The organism is Bosea vaviloviae, from assembly GCF_001741865.1.
Lineage (GTDB): Bacteria > Pseudomonadota > Alphaproteobacteria > Rhizobiales > Beijerinckiaceae > Allobosea > Allobosea vaviloviae.
In genome coordinates this window covers 5,164,295-5,181,483 of record NZ_CP017147.1, presented here as the reverse complement: position 1 = coordinate 5,181,483, position 17,189 = coordinate 5,164,295, and the positions used below count along the sequence as shown (strand labels likewise).

General features: G+C 65.0%; 15 protein-coding genes. 4 read left to right on the top strand and 11 right to left on the bottom strand.

Going from position 1 to position 17,189, the window contains the following annotated elements:
* The first annotated feature begins 122 nt into the window (after nt 1-122).
* Both BHK69_RS23835 and BHK69_RS23830 read left to right on the top strand, forming a co-directional pair.
* Nucleotides 123-392, top strand: coding sequence for an usg protein (locus BHK69_RS23835; RefSeq protein WP_069692269.1), 270 nt, complete (start codon nt 123-125; stop codon nt 390-392).
* Between the two features lie 289 nt (nt 393-681).
* Nucleotides 682-1,197: an exopolysaccharide biosynthesis protein gene (locus tag BHK69_RS23830; RefSeq protein ID WP_244546526.1), complete on the top strand. Its 516-nt coding sequence runs from the start codon at nt 682-684 to the stop codon at nt 1,195-1,197.
* Nucleotides 1,198-1,314: 117 nt separating this feature from the next.
* Here BHK69_RS23830 and BHK69_RS23825 read toward each other — a convergent pair whose 3' ends face one another.
* From BHK69_RS23825 to BHK69_RS23775, 11 genes are all read right to left on the bottom strand, one after another.
* Nucleotides 1,315-3,525 carry a putative bifunctional diguanylate cyclase/phosphodiesterase gene (locus BHK69_RS23825; protein ID WP_069692267.1) on the bottom strand — a complete coding sequence of 737 codons (2,211 nt, stop codon included), beginning with the start codon at nt 3,523-3,525 and terminating at the stop codon, nt 1,315-1,317.
* Between the two features lie 87 nt (nt 3,526-3,612).
* On the bottom strand, nt 3,613-4,362 hold the full coding sequence (locus BHK69_RS23820; protein ID WP_069692266.1) for a proteasome-type protease: 750 nt from the start codon (nt 4,360-4,362) through the stop codon (nt 3,613-3,615).
* A gap of 49 nt (nt 4,363-4,411) precedes the next feature.
* A complete protein-coding gene (locus BHK69_RS23815; protein WP_069692265.1) occupies nt 4,412-5,239 on the bottom strand; it encodes a transglutaminase family protein in 828 nt (275 codons plus the stop codon).
* 84 nt (nt 5,240-5,323) lie between these two features.
* Complete coding sequence (locus BHK69_RS23810) at nt 5,324-6,265, bottom strand: alpha-E domain-containing protein (protein ID WP_069693916.1); 942 nt, start codon at nt 6,263-6,265, stop codon at nt 5,324-5,326.
* A 73-nt stretch (nt 6,266-6,338) separates the two neighbouring features.
* The gene (locus BHK69_RS23805; protein WP_210188292.1) at nt 6,339-7,754 is read right to left on the bottom strand and encodes a circularly permuted type 2 ATP-grasp protein; all 1,416 of its coding nucleotides are present in this window, start codon (nt 7,752-7,754) and stop codon (nt 6,339-6,341) included.
* 604 nt (nt 7,755-8,358) lie between these two features.
* On the bottom strand, nt 8,359-9,462 hold the full coding sequence (locus tag BHK69_RS23800; RefSeq protein ID WP_069693320.1) for an IS5 family transposase: 1,104 nt from the start codon (nt 9,460-9,462) through the stop codon (nt 8,359-8,361).
* Nucleotides 9,463-9,539: 77 nt separating this feature from the next.
* Complete coding sequence (locus BHK69_RS23795) at nt 9,540-10,457, bottom strand: dihydrodipicolinate synthase family protein (RefSeq protein ID WP_069692263.1); 918 nt, start codon at nt 10,455-10,457, stop codon at nt 9,540-9,542.
* 56 nt (nt 10,458-10,513) lie between these two features.
* On the bottom strand, nt 10,514-11,398 hold the full coding sequence (locus BHK69_RS23790) for an ABC transporter permease (RefSeq protein WP_069692262.1): 885 nt from the start codon (nt 11,396-11,398) through the stop codon (nt 10,514-10,516).
* A gap of 17 nt (nt 11,399-11,415) precedes the next feature.
* On the bottom strand, nt 11,416-12,375 hold the full coding sequence (locus tag BHK69_RS23785) for an ABC transporter permease (protein WP_069692261.1): 960 nt from the start codon (nt 12,373-12,375) through the stop codon (nt 11,416-11,418).
* A 75-nt stretch (nt 12,376-12,450) separates the two neighbouring features.
* On the bottom strand, nt 12,451-14,022 hold the full coding sequence (locus BHK69_RS23780) for an ABC transporter substrate-binding protein (protein ID WP_083269898.1): 1,572 nt from the start codon (nt 14,020-14,022) through the stop codon (nt 12,451-12,453).
* 18 nt (nt 14,023-14,040) lie between these two features.
* Nucleotides 14,041-14,748, bottom strand: coding sequence for a FadR/GntR family transcriptional regulator (locus tag BHK69_RS23775; RefSeq protein ID WP_069692259.1), 708 nt, complete (start codon nt 14,746-14,748; stop codon nt 14,041-14,043).
* A gap of 136 nt (nt 14,749-14,884) precedes the next feature.
* On the opposite strand from BHK69_RS23775, the gene BHK69_RS23770 reads away from it, so the two are divergent.
* Nucleotides 14,885-15,838, top strand: a complete 954-nt coding sequence (locus BHK69_RS23770) for a dihydrodipicolinate synthase family protein (RefSeq protein WP_069692258.1) — start codon at nt 14,885-14,887, stop codon at nt 15,836-15,838.
* A gap of 76 nt (nt 15,839-15,914) precedes the next feature.
* Complete coding sequence (locus BHK69_RS23765; RefSeq protein ID WP_069692257.1) at nt 15,915-17,114, top strand: mandelate racemase/muconate lactonizing enzyme family protein; 1,200 nt, start codon at nt 15,915-15,917, stop codon at nt 17,112-17,114.
* Nucleotides 17,115-17,189 lie beyond the last annotated feature (75 nt).

The following is a 17,189-nucleotide window of genomic DNA, read 5'->3' as shown; positions in this document are numbered from 1 at the left end:
CCGGATGCATGCCCTGATTGCTGCGGCTTGGCAGGAGGCTTGCAAGCTTTTGTTAACCACGCGGGCGCACCCTATATCTAACCGGCTCAACTTTCATCGTGACGTGGCGAAGGGAGATGGCAATGGCTTCGGCGGACTTCATCCGGCAGTTGGCGGGATATGGATTGACGACGGCGACGATCCTCTACCGCATGCCCGATCACCCGAAATTGCTGCAGACCTATATCTGGCAGCAATACGATCTCGCCCCGCGTTTCCCGCAGCTGCACGACTTTCTCGATTTCTGGAAGCGGGAGTTGGAAGGCCCGCTTCATTCGGTCACAGTCGCGCATTCGCGCCTGATCCGTCCGGCCGAAATCATCAACGTCAACGGCGTGCTGACGCTGCATTGAAGGCCCGAGAGCTGGACGATTTCAGATGGAATCACAAAGTGATCCATCTGAAATCTGAATCCGTCGCTCATCTAAGAATGAGAGCAGGGATCGACGCAAAAAAACCGGTACCCACTTTTTTGCATCCTGCCCTCGGCGTCGCCGCGCTTGTTGCGCGGGGCCTGCGCATGCTAGGCCGCTGCTCCCGACCCGGCCCGGCCTTGTCCTATTGTCATATCCATTGCGCACTTCCGGACTACTGACGGCGCTCGCCGCCCTGCCTGGAGAGCGCATCGGGGTCGCCACGATCATGTCCGCGCTCAAGGATCGGACCTACGCGCTGCTCGTGGTCCTGCTCGGTTTGCCCAATTGCCTGCCGATGCCGCCGCCGATCCCGCTGGTTTGCGGCCTGGTGCTCGCCTTCGTCGCGGTGCAGATGCTGACTGGCCGCGCCATGCCGTGGCTGCCCCAGGCCGTGCTCGGCAAGAGCGTCGGTAAGCCCGAGCTCAGCCGCGCCGTGGCGCGCGCCGTGCCGGTACTGACGCGGCTCGAGCGCTTCTCGCGGCCCCGCCTGACCGTCCTGGGCAGCGCCTTGGCGACCCCGGTGCTCGGGCTGATCATCCTTGTGCTGGCGCTGGGCCTCGTCGTCGCGGCGCCCTTCATCGGCCAGATCCCGCTAGGCCTCGCCGTCTGCCTGGTCGGCCTGGGTCTGGTCGAGCGCGACGGGTTGTTCATCATCGCCGGCGCCGTCATCGGCGCGGGCGGGCTGATCCTCAGCGCCGGCTTCGCCTATGCGATCGTCAGCGGTCTTTCCGGACTGTTCTAGCTTTTTGCTTTAACGCGTTTTCTTCACGCGAACCGGTGTCCGCTTCGCTCGAAAACGCTCGAGAGCCGGATGAGTGCGAAAAACCGGTGCCCACTTTTTCGTATCCTGCTCTAAGGATCAAGCCGCTGCGAGGCGGGCGGCGAAAGGCGCGTCCTGCGCCAGCAGCCGATCGATCTCGTCCGCCGAGACGGCTTTCGAGAACAGGAAGCCTTGCAATTCGTGGCAGCCGATCGCCTGCAGGAAGCGGTGCTGCTCGGCCGTCTCGACCCCTTCGGCGCAGACGCGCAGGCCGAGCGCGCGACCCAAATGGGCGATCGAGTGGACCAGGATAGCCGATTCCCCTGTCGTCTCCATGTATTCCAGGAAGGAGCGGTCGATCTTGATCTTGTCGAAGGCGAAGCGACGTAGATAGATCAGGCTCGAATAGCCGGTGCCGAAATCGTCCAGCGCGAGGCCGACACCGTGGCTGCGCAGATCCATCATCGCGGCCTCCGCCGCGTCGGCGTCCTCGACGACGACGCCCTCGGTCAACTCCAGTTCGAGACGCGCCGGGTCGAAGCCGGTCTCCTCGAGGATGGCGATGACGTTGGCGACGAAGTCCTTGTGGCGGAACTGGATCGGCGAGACGTTGACCGCGAGCTTGACGCCCTCCCAGCGCAGGGCTTCCGTGCAGGCGCGCCGCAGCACCCAGTCGCTCAGGGGCACGATCAGGCCGCGCTCCTCGGCGATGCCGACGAATTCGGAGGGTGGCACCAGGCCGTGCTCCGGATGCGGCCAGCGCACCAGGGCCTCGACGCCGATGATCGACAAGCCGTCGATCGAGACCTGCGGCTGATAGTGCAGCACCAGCTGGTCGTCGGTGATCGCCTTGCGCAGATCCTCCTCGACCATGCGCTTGAGCTGCAGCGAGCGGTTCATGTGCTCTTCGAAGAAGGAATAGCGGTTCCGGCCTTCGTTCTTGGACTGGTAGAGTGCGGTGTCGGCGAGCCGGAGCAGCAAGCCGCGGTCGCTGCCGTCCTGCGGTGCGAGCGCGATGCCGATCGAGCAGCCGATCGAGGTCTCCACTCCGAAGATGGTGAAGGGCTTGGTCAGGGCCTCGAGAATGCGCTCGCCCAGGGCGGCGCAGCCGGCCGGATCATGGATATTGGTCTGGATGATGCCGAATTCGTCGCCGCCAAGCCGTGCCACGGTGTCGCCCAGCCGCATGATGCCCAGGAGCCTGTCGGCGACCTGGCGGATCAGCTCGTCGCCGGCAGTGTGGCCATAGGTGTCGTTGACCGCCTTGAAGCGGTCGAGGTCGAGCAGCATGACCGCCAGGCTCGCGCCCGAACGGTTGAGCTGCGCCAGTTCCTGATCGAGCCGGAGGTCGAAGGTGCGCCGGTTCGGCAGCAGCGAGAGCTCGTCCTGCCCGGCGAGGCGCTGGATCTGGCGTTCCCTGAGCGCGACCTGGCTTGCGGCGCCGCGCAACCTCTGGATGACATAGGCGAAGATCGCCGCGAAGAGCAGGCCGACCGCGACGAAGCCCCAGAAGAACTGGCGCAGCATGGCGTCGCCCGGGCGTTCGGGCGTCCAGGCCAGCCAGGCCATGATGGCGCCGTCGGGCGCCAGAACCTGGCGGCGTGACACCGGATCCTCAGGCATCCGCCCGGTCAGGCGGACATCGGCGACGCGGTAGCGATCGGCGATGTCGTGCAGCACGGCGCTGGTCAAGCGTCGGTAGCCGACGAGCTTCAGACTGCCGGGCCAGCGGGCGACCACCGGCCCGGCCGCGAGATCGGCGACCAGGACGGCGATGGCCTCTTGGCCGTCATGAATGATGAAGCTGACCGTCGGTTCGGCCAGGTTCGTCGCGGGCGCAGTCGCGGCAGCCGAGCCTCCAGGAAGGCGCTGGCTGAAATGCTTCAGCCCATTATAGCCGGTTTGGCCGGCCTGCGCGCCGGATTCGACACCGGCGAGAACCCGGCCGGTGCCGGTCACGATATAGGCGCCGTCGAATTCCAGGAAGCGCGTGCTGAGGCGCGTGAAAGCGGATTGGAGCGCCGAGAGCGGATCATCGCTCGCGGAGAGGGCGGCCTGCAGCTCCCCGCTTGCCGCGAGGCTGTCGAGCCGCAAGCGGCGCAGCTTGAGTTGGCTGTCGATCGCCGCCTCGATGCGGTCGCGCTGGCGCATCGCCTCGAGCTTGTTGGCGTCGTTGGTGATTGCGAGCACGACGGCGACCAAAGCGGACAGGACCAGCAGGAACGCACAGCCGAGCGTCGCCACGGTGCTCTTGAGCATCCGCGCCGACGAGTCCGCGTTGGTCATCTTCGCGACGGCAGGCGCGCGCATCAGCTATCCGAAAAGGGCATCAGGACATGCAGAATGCCAAGGGTTCGTTGACATCCCGTTGCCGCGCGTGCGGATTCTTCGTGGTTTTCAACCGGCTGGTGGTCCATAGGGCGGTCGCGGTATGGCGGTATGGGCCGCGCGCAACGCTGCCGACCAGCGTTCGCGCAGGTCGTGGAAATAGGGCTCTCCGGCTTCGATCCGGCGGTTGAGCTCAGGCTCGGCGGCGTCGCGGCGCAGCACGATCAAGTCGATCGGCAGGCCGACGCCGAGATTGGAGCGCATCGTCGAATCCATCGAGATCAGGCCGACCTTGAGCGCGTCGTAGAGATGCGTCTTGTAGGTCACGGCGCGGTCGAGGATCGGCTTGCCGTATTTATGCTCGCCGATCTGGAGGAAGGGCGCGTCCATGCCGCATTCGATGAAGTTGCCGGCGCCATAGACCATGAAGAGCCGCATAGGCTGGCCCTGGATCTGGCCGCCGAACAGCATCGAGACGTCGAACTTCACGCCCGCTTCCTTCATGGCGTCGCCATCCATGTCCCTGACTGCGCGAATGGCGCTGCCGACGAGCTGGGCGGCGCGGAACATCGTCGTCGCGTTGAGCAAGGTGTCCATCTCGCCGGTTTCGGGATTGGCCAGCCCCTCATGCAGCAGGCTGACCACCGATTGGGTCACGGAGAGGTTGCCCGCTGTCATCAACCCGAAGGTGCGCTCGCCCGGCGTCGAAAAGACATGTAGCTTGCGAAAGGTCGAGACGTCGTCGAGCCCCGCATTGGTGCGGGTGTCGGCGATCATCACCAGCCCGTCCTGCACGAGGATTCCGGCGCAATAGGTCACGAGGCGGGTCCTTGTCGTGGGATTGGCCGGGAAGCTCCCGGCCGCTCCGTCATTGGTTGGCCTGGAAGCCGGCGGCCTGGCGCGCGCTGACGACCACGGAGAGGCGCTCACCGTCGCCGCCCTTGCGTGCCCCGCGCACCGGAGCGGCATCGGAATAGTCGAGGCCCGAGGCGACGCGCACATGGGTGTCGATCGGGCACAAGCCGTTGGCGCAATCGAAGCCGATCCAGCCATAATCGTCGAGATGGACCTCGGCCCAGGCATGGGCGCCGCTGGCATGGGGCAGGGACGGGCTTTCGGCGACATAGCCGGAGACGTAGCGCGCGGGCACGCCGAGATGGCGGGCGCAAGCCATGAAGACATGGGCGAGATCCTGCGCGATGCCCTTGCGCGCCGCGAAGGCGGCGGCGGCGCCGATCCCGGTGCGGTCGGCGGGCTCCTGGCAGGTCATCTCCTCATGCAGCGTGTCCATCAGGGCATGCATCCTGGCAAGCGGTGTTCCTGCTTCGCGCGTCGTCTCCAGCGCGAAGCTGCGGAGCGCCTCGTCTGGCACGCTCAGCAGCGTGTCACGGCGAAAAACCTCGGGCGGGACGCGCTCGATGCCACCGCGCACCACGCCGGCGAGGTCGGTGGTCTCGATCAGGCCACTGACCTGGATCGCCAGCGTCGCGATCGGGCCATCGGCCGAGAAGGTGTGGATCAGGTTGCCGTAAGGGTCCTGGCCGGCGCGCAGGCGGCCATCGACCGTGGGCTCGATGCGCCAGGACATGACGTGCTGGCCGTCATGGTCGCGCGGCGTCAGCCGCAGGATCTGCGTGATGTGCCGGGCGGGCTCGGCATAGGCGTAAGCGATCGAGTGGGAAATCCGGATCCGCATGGCGTCGCTGGGTCTCGGGCGGTGGGGCGAGGATGGCCTCTCTTTAACGGGCCATGCGGCTGGAAGCGAGCCCGAAGCCCGGTTTCATTGCAGATACTGCTCGATGATGGTGCCTCCAAGGCGATTATTCTCGGTGATGAAGTCGGAGATGAACTCGTGCAGCCCGTGCTGGAAGATGTCGTCGATGCGGGTGTTGTTGAGGTTGGCGAGCGTCTTGCGCGCCTGGCGCTGGGCCGGTCCCTGGCGGCCATAGGCGTCGCCGAGCGCGTCGAGGAAGCGCGAGATGTTCTCGTAGCAGCTCGCCAGCGAGCGCGGCATGCGCCGGTTCAGGATCAGGAGGTCGGCGATCAGCAGCGGTTTCACCGCCTCGCGATAGACCCAGTGATAGGCCGTCAGTGCCGAGACCTCGCGCAGGATCGTGGTCCATTGGAAATAGTCGAGCGAGCCGCCGACCTGCTCATTGGCTGGAAGCAGGACATGGTATTTGACGTCGAGGATCCGGGCCGTGTTGTCGGCGCGCTCGACATAGACGCCGAGCCTGGAGAACCAGTAGCCGTCGTCGCGCAGCATGGTGCGGTAGGCCGAGCCGTCGAAGACCAGCGAGACGTTCTTCACCCAGTCCAGGAAGCGCGCCAGTTCCTCGCGGTCCATGCGCTTCTTCTCGAAGCGTTGCAGTTCTAGCCAGGCGCCGTTCAACGCGTCCCACATCTCCGAGGTCAGCGCGGTGCGCACAGCGCGCGCATTGGAGCGGGCGAGCGCCAGGCAGTTGCGGATCGAGGAGTGGTTGTCGGGGTTGAAGGTCAGGAAGTCGCAGACATTACGCTCATTGGCCTCGCCATAGGCCTTGGCGAAGGCCTCCTCGCAGCCGGCGGTCGAGACCGCGCTCTGCCATTCCGTGCCGGCGCCGCCATAGGCGTGGGGCAGGTTGGTCAATCGCGTCGTCGCATCGAGGATGCGGGCGAGATACTCGGCCCGCTCGACATAGCGGGAGACCCAGTAAAGGCTGTCGGCTGTGCGCGAGAGCATGGTCAGTTCGGGCCTTTTCGTGGCGGGGCGCGGTGCGTCGGCGTTCCGTCCGGCATGAATGCCGCCATTGATGTTATGCATCGAGCACCCAGGTGTCTTTGGTCCCGCCGCCCTGGCTGGAATTGACGACGAGCGAGCCTTCCTTCAGCGCGACGCGGGTGAGGCCGCCGGGCACGCAGGAGATGCCGTTGGCGCCCGAGAGCACATAAGGGCGTAAATCGACATGGCGCGGAGCCACGCCCGAGGCCACGAAGGTCGGGCAGGTCGAGAGCGCCAGGGTGGGCTGGGCGATGAAGCCCTCAGGGCTCGCCTTCAGCTTCTTGCGGAAGGTCTCGATCTGCGCCTTGTTGGCGTGAGGGCCCACAAGCATGCCGTAGCCGCCGGAGCCGTTGACCTCCTTGACGACGAGCTTTTCGAGATTGTCGAGCACATAGGCGTTGGCCTCGGGCTCGCGGCAGCGCCAGGTCGGCACGTTCTTCAGTATCGGCTCCTCGCCGGTGAAGAACTTCACGATCTCGGGCATGTAGCTGTAGACCGCCTTGTCGTCGGCGACGCCGGTGCCGACGGCGTTGGCCAGCGTGACGTTGCCAGCCTTGTAGGCGCCGATCAGCCCGGGCACGCCGAGCACGGAATCGCTGCGGAAGACGAGCGGGTCGATGAAGTCGTCATCGATGCGCCGGTAGATCACATCGACCCGCTTGGGCCCCTGCGTGGTGCGCATATAGACGACGTCGTCCTTGACCAGCAGGTCCGAGCCCTCGACCAACTCGACGCCGAGCTTGTCGGCCAGGAAGGAGTGCTCGTAGAAGGCCGAATTGAACTGGCCGGGCGTCAGCAGGCAGATCGACGGGTCGCTTGGTGCGCTGCGCGGCGCGACCGAGCGCAGGGTCGCCAGCAATTGGTCGGGATAATTGTCGACGGGTGCGACGCGATGCGTGGCGAAGAGCTCCGGGAAGAGCCTGAGCATCACCTCGCGGTTCTCCATCATGTAGGAGACGCCTGAGGGCGTGCGCGCATTGTCCTCCAGCACATAGAAGGTATCGGCATCGACCCGGACCACGTCGATGCCGGCGATGTGGCAGTAGATGCCGTGCGGCACCTGGAAATCGACCATTTCGAGTTGGTAGCAGGCATTGCCATAGACCAGGTCGGGCGGGATGATGCCGGCCTTGAGGCATTCCTTCGGCCCGTAGACATCGGCCAGGAACATGTTCAGCGCGGTCACGCGCTGGCGCAGGCCCGCCTCCAGCTTGGTCCATTCCGGCTTGGTCAAGACCCGGGGAATGATGTCGAAGGGGATCAGTCGCTCGGTCGACTCTTCGTCACCATAGACGGCGAAGGTGATACCGATGCGGCGGAAGAACAGTTCGGCCTGGCTGCGCCGCAGCGCCAGCGTTTCCGGCGGCGCTTCCTTCAGCCAGCGGTCGAGCTCAGCATAGGCCGGCCGTAAATCGGAGCCGGAGCCGGTCATTTCATCGAACGCGACCATCGCAGGTGTTTTCCCCATTTCCGGCAGCCTATGCCTATTCGCGATCGTTCGGGAAGGGGGCGCATGGTCAGGGCTGCGTCGGCGTCTGCCTAATCCTTGAGCAATTCCGGCGTTGGTGCGGCCGGTGCGCTTGTCGAGTCGTCAAAAGGGATGAGGTCCATCGCGCCGAGTTGGGCCGCAGCAGGCCTTCGACAGAATCGCCCGCTGCGGCACGGCCTGCGTCAGGGCCGATCCGCCTGATCGCTTTCGAGCCACTGCCTCAGAGCGACGGCGTGGTTCCGGTGCTCGTCGGGTTTTGATCTTGCATCGGCTTGTCCCGAAAACCGGTTCCCACTTTTCGGGTCGATGCTCGAGAGCATTTTCGAGCGAAGTGGACACCGGTTCGCGTGAAGACAATGCGATAAAACAAGGAGCTAGAGCATTTCCGCGTTTCGGAGAGATCGCGGAAATGCTCTAGCAGGCTGCTGAAGAAGTCTGTTCTGGCTCTTGGTTTAGATGATCTTTGCTGTTTTGGCAGCGACTGGCGCAGCTGGGAAGCGTCGGCGGCTTGTCTTCTGGTGGATGCTGCTGCCGGAGCGTGGTTTGGTCCGCTTGGCGCTGCCCTTCATGCGGTCGCCTGGGCTAGAAGCTTGGGGATGCGGACGAGGTTGTAGGCGGCAACTGCGAAGGTGAAGACCGCCTCGGCCTTGGTCCGGGACCGGACCTTGACCTTGGCCAGCCCGGCCTGGGTCTTGATCCAGCCGAAGACCTCCTCGATGCGCTTGCGGCAACGCTGGCTGATCGCGTAGCCGGGATGGCGGGTGATGCGGCCGTCGATGGCGGTCTTGCGCACCTTGCCGGTCTTGGACACCGCGCCGTTGATGGCGATGTGCGGCGTCACCTGGCGCGCCCGCAGGTCGCCCACGAAGGCCTCGACATCGTAGGCCTTGTCGGCTCCCAACGTGATCCGATGCCGGCTTTCGCGCCGGTCGAGCATCGCAAGCGTTGCCTCGCGCTCGGCCGTGCCGGTGGCGTGGGTCAGCGTCGCGTCCACCACGAGGCCATGGCGGTTCTCCATCAGCGCATGGCCTATGAAGCACAGCCGGCTCTCGTGCCCGTCGCTCTTGCGATAGAGCCGGGCATCGGGATCGGTGGTCGAGGCATGGGTTACATTCGAGCGCTTTTCCTTGCGGAAGTTGCGCTCGCCGTTGCGGCCAGGCCCAGGCGGCTCGTCCGAGCCGTCCTTGCGCCGGAAGCTCTTCATCGAGGCCCAGGCATCGATCAGCGTGCCATCGACGGAGAAGTGGTCGCTCGACAGGAGCTGCTTCACCTGACGCAAAGCCAGCAGCCCCGACAGGAAGGCGTGGGCCACATCCGCTTCCAGAAGCCGGTCGCGGTTGTGCGTGAACACCGTCGGGTGCCAGACCGCGGCATCCATCTCAAGCCCGACGAACCACCGGAACAGCAGATTGTAGTCGATCTGCTCCATCAGCATCCGCTCGGAGCGAACCGAGAAGAACGCCTGCAGCAGCGTCGCGCGCAGCAGCATCTCCGGTGGGATCGAGGGCCGACCCATCTGCGAATACAGCGTCTCGAAGCGACCGTTCAGACCCGCCAGAACCTCGTCCGCCAAAGCCCGGATCGCTCGCAGCGGATGATCCGCAGGAACCCGCTCTTCCAGCCGGATGTAGCTGAACAGGCTATCCGACCGATCCTCACGTCCCCGCATCGCAAGACCCCGCATCTGCCTCAGACAGAGTGAATCATCTCCAAGACGATCCCGCCAGAGACTTCTGCAGCAGCCTGCTAGCCGAGAAGCCCGGTCTGCTTGAGAATGGTTTTGACGGCTGCTGCTTCCTCGGCGTTGAGGGATCGTTGCGGCCGGGCCATCGTGTTGGTGTCGATGACGCCGAGAAGCTGCATCGCCGTCTTGAATGCGCCGACGCCGGCCGAACCGGCGCTGGTGCGGCCGAGCGAGATCCAGACCATCTCGAACAGGCGGCAGAGCCGTTCCTGCTCCTGGCGGGCCTCGTCCCATTTGCCGGCCTGGGTCAGCCGCCAGAGCTTGACGTAGCCTTTGGGGTCCACATTGGCGAGGCCCGGCACCACGCCCTGGGCGCCCATCAGCGCCGCGTTGTCGACCACGATCTCGGAACCCGTCATCGCGAAGAAATCGGAGATGTCCGCCAGGTCTTGTTTGACGAAGCGGAAATTGCCGTCGTCCCCGCTGGAATCCTTCAGGCCTGCCACGGTGCCTTCGCGGGCGAGCGTGACGGTTGTCTTGCGCTCAAGCTTGATGTGGACGCAGACGGGAATGTCATAAGCGATCACCGGGCGGTCGACCGCCTCACGCACATAGCGAAAATGGTCGATGGTCTCGGCCTGGTTGGTGCGGGTGTAGAACGGGGCGGTCACGACCAGCGCGTCGGCGCCGGCGGATTGCGCGACCTTCGCATGCTGGATGACGCGGTCGGTCGTCGGGTCGATCACGCCGGCGAAGATCGGCACGCGGCCATTATTGATCTTGACGGCGTGCTCGATGATCCTCGCGCGCTCGTCATTGTCGTGGAAGACGACTTCGCTGGTCGACCCCAGCACGAACAGGCCGTCGACGCCGCCGTCGAGCAGATGCTCGATCACGCGGGTGAAGGATGGGTAGTCGACCTTGAAATCCAGGGTCAAGGGGGTGACGACCGGGGGAACCACACCGTGAAAACGTGACATGGGCTGAAGCTTTCTCTGCTTGGATGACTCAAGGCTTGGACTATTCAAGGCCTGGATTATTCAAGGTCTGTGCGCGGATCGAAGGCGTCACGGAGGCCGTCGCCGATGAAGTTGATGGCGAGCACGGTCGCCACGAGCGCGGCGCCTGCCGGCATCCATTGTGAGGGGTGCAGTTCCAGCACCACGGTCGAGCGCGCTGCCCTCAGCATGTTGCCCCAGCTTGCTTCGGGCGGAACGATGCCCATGCCGAGAAAGGAGAGGCCGGCTTCGAGGAGGATCGCATTGGCGAACTGCACGGTGGCGTAGACCACGAGGATGTCGAGCGAGTTCGGCAAGGCATGGCGGAAGAGCAGGTGCCCGAGACCGGCGCCGAAGCCGCGGGAGGCGACGACGAAATCGCGTTCGCGAAGTTCCAGCAGGCGCGCCCGCACCATGCGTGACAGCACCGGCCAGGACAGGAGCGAGATCACGAAGATCGTCGGCAGGATGCCGGTGCCGGTGATCGAGGCGAGCACCAGCAGCAGGATGACCGGCGGCAGCGTCATGGCGAGATCGACGAAACGCATGATCGTGCCGTCGAGAACGCGCCCGCCGAAGGCTGCGACCGCGCCGACGAGAAAGCCGATCAGAAGCGAGATCGCCACCGAGACCGATGCTATCAGCAGCGAGGTCCGCCCGCCCTGCAGCAGGCGGGCCAATGTATCGCGGCCGACGCCGTCGGTGCCGAGCCAATGGGCCGCTGTCGGCCCTGAGTTCAGCGCCCGCAGATCGATGCTGTTGGGGGCATAGCGCCACCAGAACGGATAGGTCAGCACGGCAAGCAGCACGGGCACCAGGATGAGCAGTCCCGCGATCGCCGCGCCATTGCGAAAGAAGCGCCCGAGAGCGCGCTGCAGCGGGCTGCGGCCCCGGCTTCGTGAGGTCGCCGCACCTGCGGTCATGGGCGTATCCGCGCTCATCAGCTCACCTGAATGCGCGGATCGACCACCGCATAGGCAAGGTCGGTCAGAAGGTTGACCAGGATGACGCCGACGCCGATCAGCAGCGTCGCTCCCATGATCACGGGATAGTCGCGGGTTTCGACCGCCTTGACCATCAGGAGCCCCATGCCCGGCCAGTCGAAGACGCTTTCGATGAAGATTGCGCCACCGATGGCAATGCCGATGGTCGAGCCGATCAAGGTGATGACGGGGAGGATGGCGTTGCGCAGGGCGTGCCTGACGATCACCGCGAATTCGCCGACGCCCTTGGCCCGTGCCGTGCGCAGATAATCCTGGTTCAACACCTCGATCATCGAAGAGCGCATGTAGCGCATGAACAGCGCGGAATAGACGAGCGCGAGCAGCGAAGCGGGCAAGGTGAGGTGAGCCAGCAGATCGGTGAGCGAGAAGGGCGCGCCTGGCGTCAGCATTCCGCCCGAGGGAGCCCAGCGCAGCACCACAGCAAAAACATAGAGGCCGAGCAGGGCCTTGAGGAAGGCCGGGGTCGAGATGACGAGGAAGGCGAGCACGCCGAGGCCGACATCGATGGCGGAGTTGCGCTTGACCGCGCCGACCACGCCTGCCGCAATGCCCAGCACGATCGCCATGGCCAGGCCGGTCAGCATCAGCAGCAGCGTCGGCCCGGTGCGCTCCATCAGGAGCGGCAGCACGCGCACGCCGGCCCGGTCGATCGAGTAGCCGAGATCGCCACCGAGCGCCGCGCGCAGCCAGGCGAGATACTGCACCGGCCAGGGCTGGTCGAGCCCGAGCCGTTGGCGCAGCGCGTCCATCTCGACCTGGCTCAGCGGGGCCAGCGGATTGAGATAGGCGTCGATCGGGTCACCCGGCGCCAGGCGCAGCAGCACGAAGACCATGATGCTGAGCGCAATCAGCATCATCAGGCCGGCGGCGAGCCGTTTCAGATAGAAGCCAAGCATGGTTTACGCCGTCGTCGAGGGGACGAGGGAGGGCGTGGGCGCCCTCCCGGCTTAGAGGCCGTCTGGAATTCCGGCTCAGGGCGCGATCGACCACTTCTCCGGCGTGGCCGCGAACGGTCCGCCGCCCGGCGCCGGCGTCCAGACGAAGTCCTTGAGCTTGACCGAAGCGACGCCGTAGCGGTTGGCGACCCACATCGTGCCCCAGGGCAGCGTCTTGTTCATGACGGCGCAGACGTCCTGATATTTCGTCGTCGCCTTGGCCTGGTCGGTCTCGGCGACAGCGGCGTTCAGCGCGGCGTTGAGTGCGGGGATCTTGATCTGCAGGAAGTTCTGGCCGACGGGCGGGATCTGGCTCTCGTTCAGCCCGAGATTGAGCGTTCCGGGATCGGGACCATTCTGCAGGCCGGCATAGACCAGCGGGAAATCGGCCGGGTTCGGCGTCCGGGACATGACGATGCCGTTATAACCCGCGGAATCCAAGGCGCGCGGCACGACGTTGATGCCGACCTGGGCGAGCATGGACTGGACCGCGGCCATGACGTTGGCGGTCAGCGGGTTGTTGTAATAGGTGATCCAGGAGATCGGCTTGGTGCCGTTGATCTTGTCCCAGCCGGCCTCCTTGAGCAGTCGCGTCGCCTTGGCCGGGTCATAGGCATATTCGTCGAGCCCCTTCGGGATCAGGCTGCCTTCGACATAGCCGCAATCGGCCTTCTTGGCCGCGCCCTTGTAGAGGCTGTCGATGATCGTGTTGCGGTCGATCGCATGCATCACCGCCTGGCGGACGCGGACGTCGCTCCAGAGCGGCACCTGGTTGTTGAAGCCGATATAGTTGGCGACGTAGGAGGCGCCTTCGATGATGGTGTAGTCCTTGTTGCCCTTGAAGGTCGGGACGTCGTCGGACTCGATATAGGTGAACTGGATCTCGCCGGCCCGCAGCGCCGAGATCGCCGCAGCCGCATTGGCGAAGTAGCGGTTGATCAGCCGGTCGACCTTGGGCTTGCCGCCGCGATAGGTTTCGTTGGCGGCGAGTTCGACGAAGCGGTCGGTCTCGTAGCGCACGAATTTGAACGGGCCGGTGCCGATCGGCTTGGTCGACCACATCGCGTTCTTCGCCATGTCTTCCGGCGCGATCGCGGCCAGCGCATGCGCCGGCAGGATCATCATCTTGGTCAAGCTGACGATCAGGGCGTTGTCGGGCCGCGACAGCTTGACGACGACGGTGCGCGGGTCCTTGACCTCGACGCTGTCGACGGCGGACAGCCGCGCCGACAGCAGGCTTGCGGTCTTCGGGTTCTTGTTGAGCTCGATGGTGAATTTCACATCGGCTGCGGTGAACTTCTGGCCGTCATGCCAGCTCTCTTCCGCCAGCTTGAAGGTATAGCTCAGCTTGTCCTGGCTGATCTCCCAGCTCGCAGCCAGTGCCGGCACGAGCTTGGTCAGGCCGGCGTCGTAAGTGACCAGCGGCTCGAAATAGGTGCTCAGCCAAGTGTAGCCCGCGGGCGCCGTCATCGGGTTGAAATTGCCCTGCAGGCCGCCGGGGCCAACGTCGAAGCCGCCGGTGATCGTCTTCATCTGGGCGAAAGCCGGCGTCATCATCGTGCCGACCAGCAACGCTGCACCGATCAGCGCCTTACGATACGTCCTCATGGTCATGGTAACCTCCCATTAGCTCGCCTTGCTGGCTGCTATTATTTTTGAGATGCCGTGATAGTGGTGGTCGAGGCGCTCGCGCGCCGTCTCCGCGTCGCGCTCTGCGACGGCTTCGACGATCTCGTGGTGATCGCGCCAGGTGGCGACGGGATCGCGGTTTTCGAGATTGAAGAAGTCCGAGGCCTTGACGAAGGCCTGCCAGAAGATGTCGAGCAGCTTCAGCAGGAGCTGATTGTTCTGGCAGCGGAACAAGGTGCGGTGGAAGCGCCGGTCCTCTTCCAGAAAGCTTTTGCCCGCATCGACCCTGACCTTCATCTGGGCCGTGATGGCGCGCAATTCGGCGATGTCGTCGGCGCCGATCACCTCCACCGTCCTGCCGATCAGCGCGCCTTCCAGCGCGCGGCGAATGGTCAGGAGTTCCTCGAAATCGTCGAGCCGGCCGCGCAGGCCGAAGGCGAGGTTGTCGAGCAGCGGAGCGAATGAGAAGTCGCTGACGAAGATGCCGATACCGCGCCTGGTCTCGACGATGCCGACGGATTCCAGCGCCTTGACCGCCTCGCGCACCGAATTGCGGCTCACGCCGAGCTGTTGGGCGAGGTCGTTTTCAGGCGGCAGCGGGCTGCCCGGAGGCAGGCCGCTCTCGTCGATGTAAGCCTTGACGCTTTCGAGCACCGAGGCGTGCAGCGATTGCGGTTTCACCAGAGGCTTGATCGTCCGGTTCACGGGCCTTCGACCTCGTCATTGCTGGTGCGCGGGGTGCCCTCCTCAAAGAGCACTGGCGGATGCCGTCCGTTGGTTGATCGATATTTACTTGTAGGATATCCCTTAAGTCAACAAGGCGGCGAGACGGGAAACGACGATGGCCGGGAAGCTCGAACGAGCGGGCAGGTGGGGCAAATTGCGCGGCAACTGGGCGACGCTGCTGCTGCCGATCGCGCCCGACGGCGCAATCGATCTGTCTGGATTGGCCGATGAAATCGAGGTTCTGATCGCCGCCAAAGTCGACGGCATCTATTCGAACGGCACCGCCGGCGAGTGCTGCAACCAGACCGAGGCCGAATTCGACGCAATCCAAGGCGTCCTGGCCGAGCGCTGCAGCCGGTCGAGGACGCCCTTCGTCATCGGCGCCTGCCAGCCCGATCCGAGCCTGGCGCTCGACCGGCTGCGCCGGGCCGTTGCGCATGCGCCCGATGGGATCCAGGTCATCCTGCCGGATTGGTGGCCGGTCTCCGATCCCGAGGCGGTGGACTTCCTGCAGATGGCGGCCGAGGCCGCGGGAGACATCCCGCTCGTGCTCTACAATCCGCCGCATGCGAAGCGCGTGCTGTCGCCGGCCACGCTGGCAAGTGTGCTGAAACAGGTGCCCGCGGTCGTCGGTGTCAAGCTCGCTGACGGCGATGCCGACTGGTACGCGGAGGCCGATAAGCATCTGCGGGACTGGGCGCTGTATGTGCCGGGCCACCATCTCGCGACCGGGGTCGAGGCTGGCGTCGCGGCCGGAGCCTTCTCCAATGTCGCTTGCCTCAGCCCACGCGGCGCGCAGCTATGGACCGAGATGATGCGGACAGACATCTCAGGTGCACGCGAGATCGAGCAGCGCATCTGCGATTTCATGGATGCTCATATCCTGCCGTTCCGGCGCGACCATGGCTATTCCAACGCCGCCCTCGACAAGCTGCTCGCCGCAATCGGCAATTGGGCGCCCGTCGGTCCACGCTTGCGCAGGCCCTATCGCTGGATCGACCCCGCCGAGGCCGAGCGGCTGAGGCCGATCGCCCGGCGCATGATGCCGGAGATCATGGACGCGCGCTGAGCCTGGCCATGCGTTGCCGTGGTCGAAACCGTTGCCGTGGTCGAAACGGTGGCCGTGGTCGAAACGAGGGAGCCCGATGGCTAAGATCACCAGAGTTCGCTGCGTCCTCTTGAGTTCGCCCTATGCCGATGCGGATGAGCGCGAGATCAAGGCCTGTTTCCCGAACGGGCCGAAGCGCACGATCGGCATGGTGGAGGTGACGCTGGACAATGGCGTAACCGGCATCGGCGAAGGCTATCTCGCCGTGTTCGCGCCGCTGGTCTTCAAATCGATCGTCGATCTCTGCACGCCATTGATGCTGGGCAAGGACGGCCTCGACATTCCCCGGCGGGTCAAGGATCTGCGTTCGCTGTGCGATTACTGGTCGCTCCAGGGCGCGGCGCGCCATGTCATCAGCGCGTTCGAGGCCGCCTTGCAGGACGCCAGGGGCAAGAGCCTCGGCGTGCCGGTCTATGATCTGCTCGGCGGCGCGAAGAACGACTCGATCCAGATCTATGGCAGTGGCGGCTGCTGCGATGCCAGGCACCAGTTCATCCGCGAGCTCGACCTGCTGAGCGCGAAGGGCATCGGCATCTACAAGATCCGCTCGCTCAAGCGCGACATCTGGCGCACCGTCTGGGCGCTGGAGGTCTCGGCCAAACGCGGCATTCGTGTGGCCGTCGACATGTGCCAGAATCTGGCCGATCCGCCACAGCCCGTGGACGATGTCGTCGCCTTCGTCGAGGCCGTGCACGCCAGGACGGAGCAGCGCATGCTGTTCCTCGAAGAGGCCGTCGGCCCCGACAGTCCCGAGGCGTTCCGCGAGCTGCGCCAGCGCATCGACGTGCCTGTCTGCGGCGGCGAGATCATCACGACGCCGAAAGAGATGATCGAGCGCATGCGCGCCGGCGCCTATGCCTTCGTCCAGCCCGACGCCTCGGTGATCGGCGGGATCAGCGCGGTGATGGAGATCTTCACTGTGGCCGACGCGCTCAAGATCGACGTCGTCGTGCATGCCTGGGGCGGAGCAGCCGCGATCATGGCGAATTACCATGCCGCCTTTGCCGGCGGTGGCGGGCTGGTCGAATTCCCGATGCTCGATTTCCCGCTCGGCCGCGAGATGATCGGCGACCAGGGGCGGATCGAAAACGGCCGCCTGCTGCGCCCGACCGCGCCGGGCCTCGGCCTGACGCTGACGCCCGAGATCGAAGCGCGCTATCCCTTCGACGAGAGCGCCGTCTATTGCTGCGTCCTGAACGATTGGGGTCCGCCGCCGGACGACCACTGGGAGCCTTGACGCGCGCTTAGGGCGTTGCGCGACAAAGTGGGAACCGGTTTTTCGCAAGAGCAATGCTCTCACCTTTTGGAAAGG

Coding starts and splice junctions, on each gene's coding strand:
- BHK69_RS23835 (WP_069692269.1), top strand. CDS start 123: ATGGCTTCGGCGGACTTCATCCGGCAGTTGGCGGGATATGGATTGACG.
- BHK69_RS23830 (WP_244546526.1), top strand. CDS start 682: ATGTCCGCGCTCAAGGATCGGACCTACGCGCTGCTCGTGGTCCTGCTC.
- BHK69_RS23825 (WP_069692267.1), bottom strand. CDS start 3,525: ATGCGCGCGCCTGCCGTCGCGAAGATGACCAACGCGGACTCGTCGGCG.
- BHK69_RS23815 (WP_069692265.1), bottom strand. CDS start 5,239: ATGCGGATCCGGATTTCCCACTCGATCGCTTACGCCTATGCCGAGCCC.
- BHK69_RS23810 (WP_069693916.1), bottom strand. CDS start 6,265: ATGCTCTCGCGCACAGCCGACAGCCTTTACTGGGTCTCCCGCTATGTC.
- BHK69_RS23805 (WP_210188292.1), bottom strand. CDS start 7,754: ATGGTCGCGTTCGATGAAATGACCGGCTCCGGCTCCGATTTACGGCCG.
- BHK69_RS23800 (WP_069693320.1), bottom strand. CDS start 9,462: ATGCGGGGACGTGAGGATCGGTCGGATAGCCTGTTCAGCTACATCCGG.
- BHK69_RS23795 (WP_069692263.1), bottom strand. CDS start 10,457: ATGTCACGTTTTCACGGTGTGGTTCCCCCGGTCGTCACCCCCTTGACC.
- BHK69_RS23790 (WP_069692262.1), bottom strand. CDS start 11,398: ATGACCGCAGGTGCGGCGACCTCACGAAGCCGGGGCCGCAGCCCGCTG.
- BHK69_RS23785 (WP_069692261.1), bottom strand. CDS start 12,375: ATGCTTGGCTTCTATCTGAAACGGCTCGCCGCCGGCCTGATGATGCTG.
- BHK69_RS23780 (WP_083269898.1), bottom strand. CDS start 14,022: ATGAGGACGTATCGTAAGGCGCTGATCGGTGCAGCGTTGCTGGTCGGC.
- BHK69_RS23770 (WP_069692258.1), top strand. CDS start 14,885: ATGGCCGGGAAGCTCGAACGAGCGGGCAGGTGGGGCAAATTGCGCGGC.
- BHK69_RS23765 (WP_069692257.1), top strand. CDS start 15,915: ATGGCTAAGATCACCAGAGTTCGCTGCGTCCTCTTGAGTTCGCCCTAT.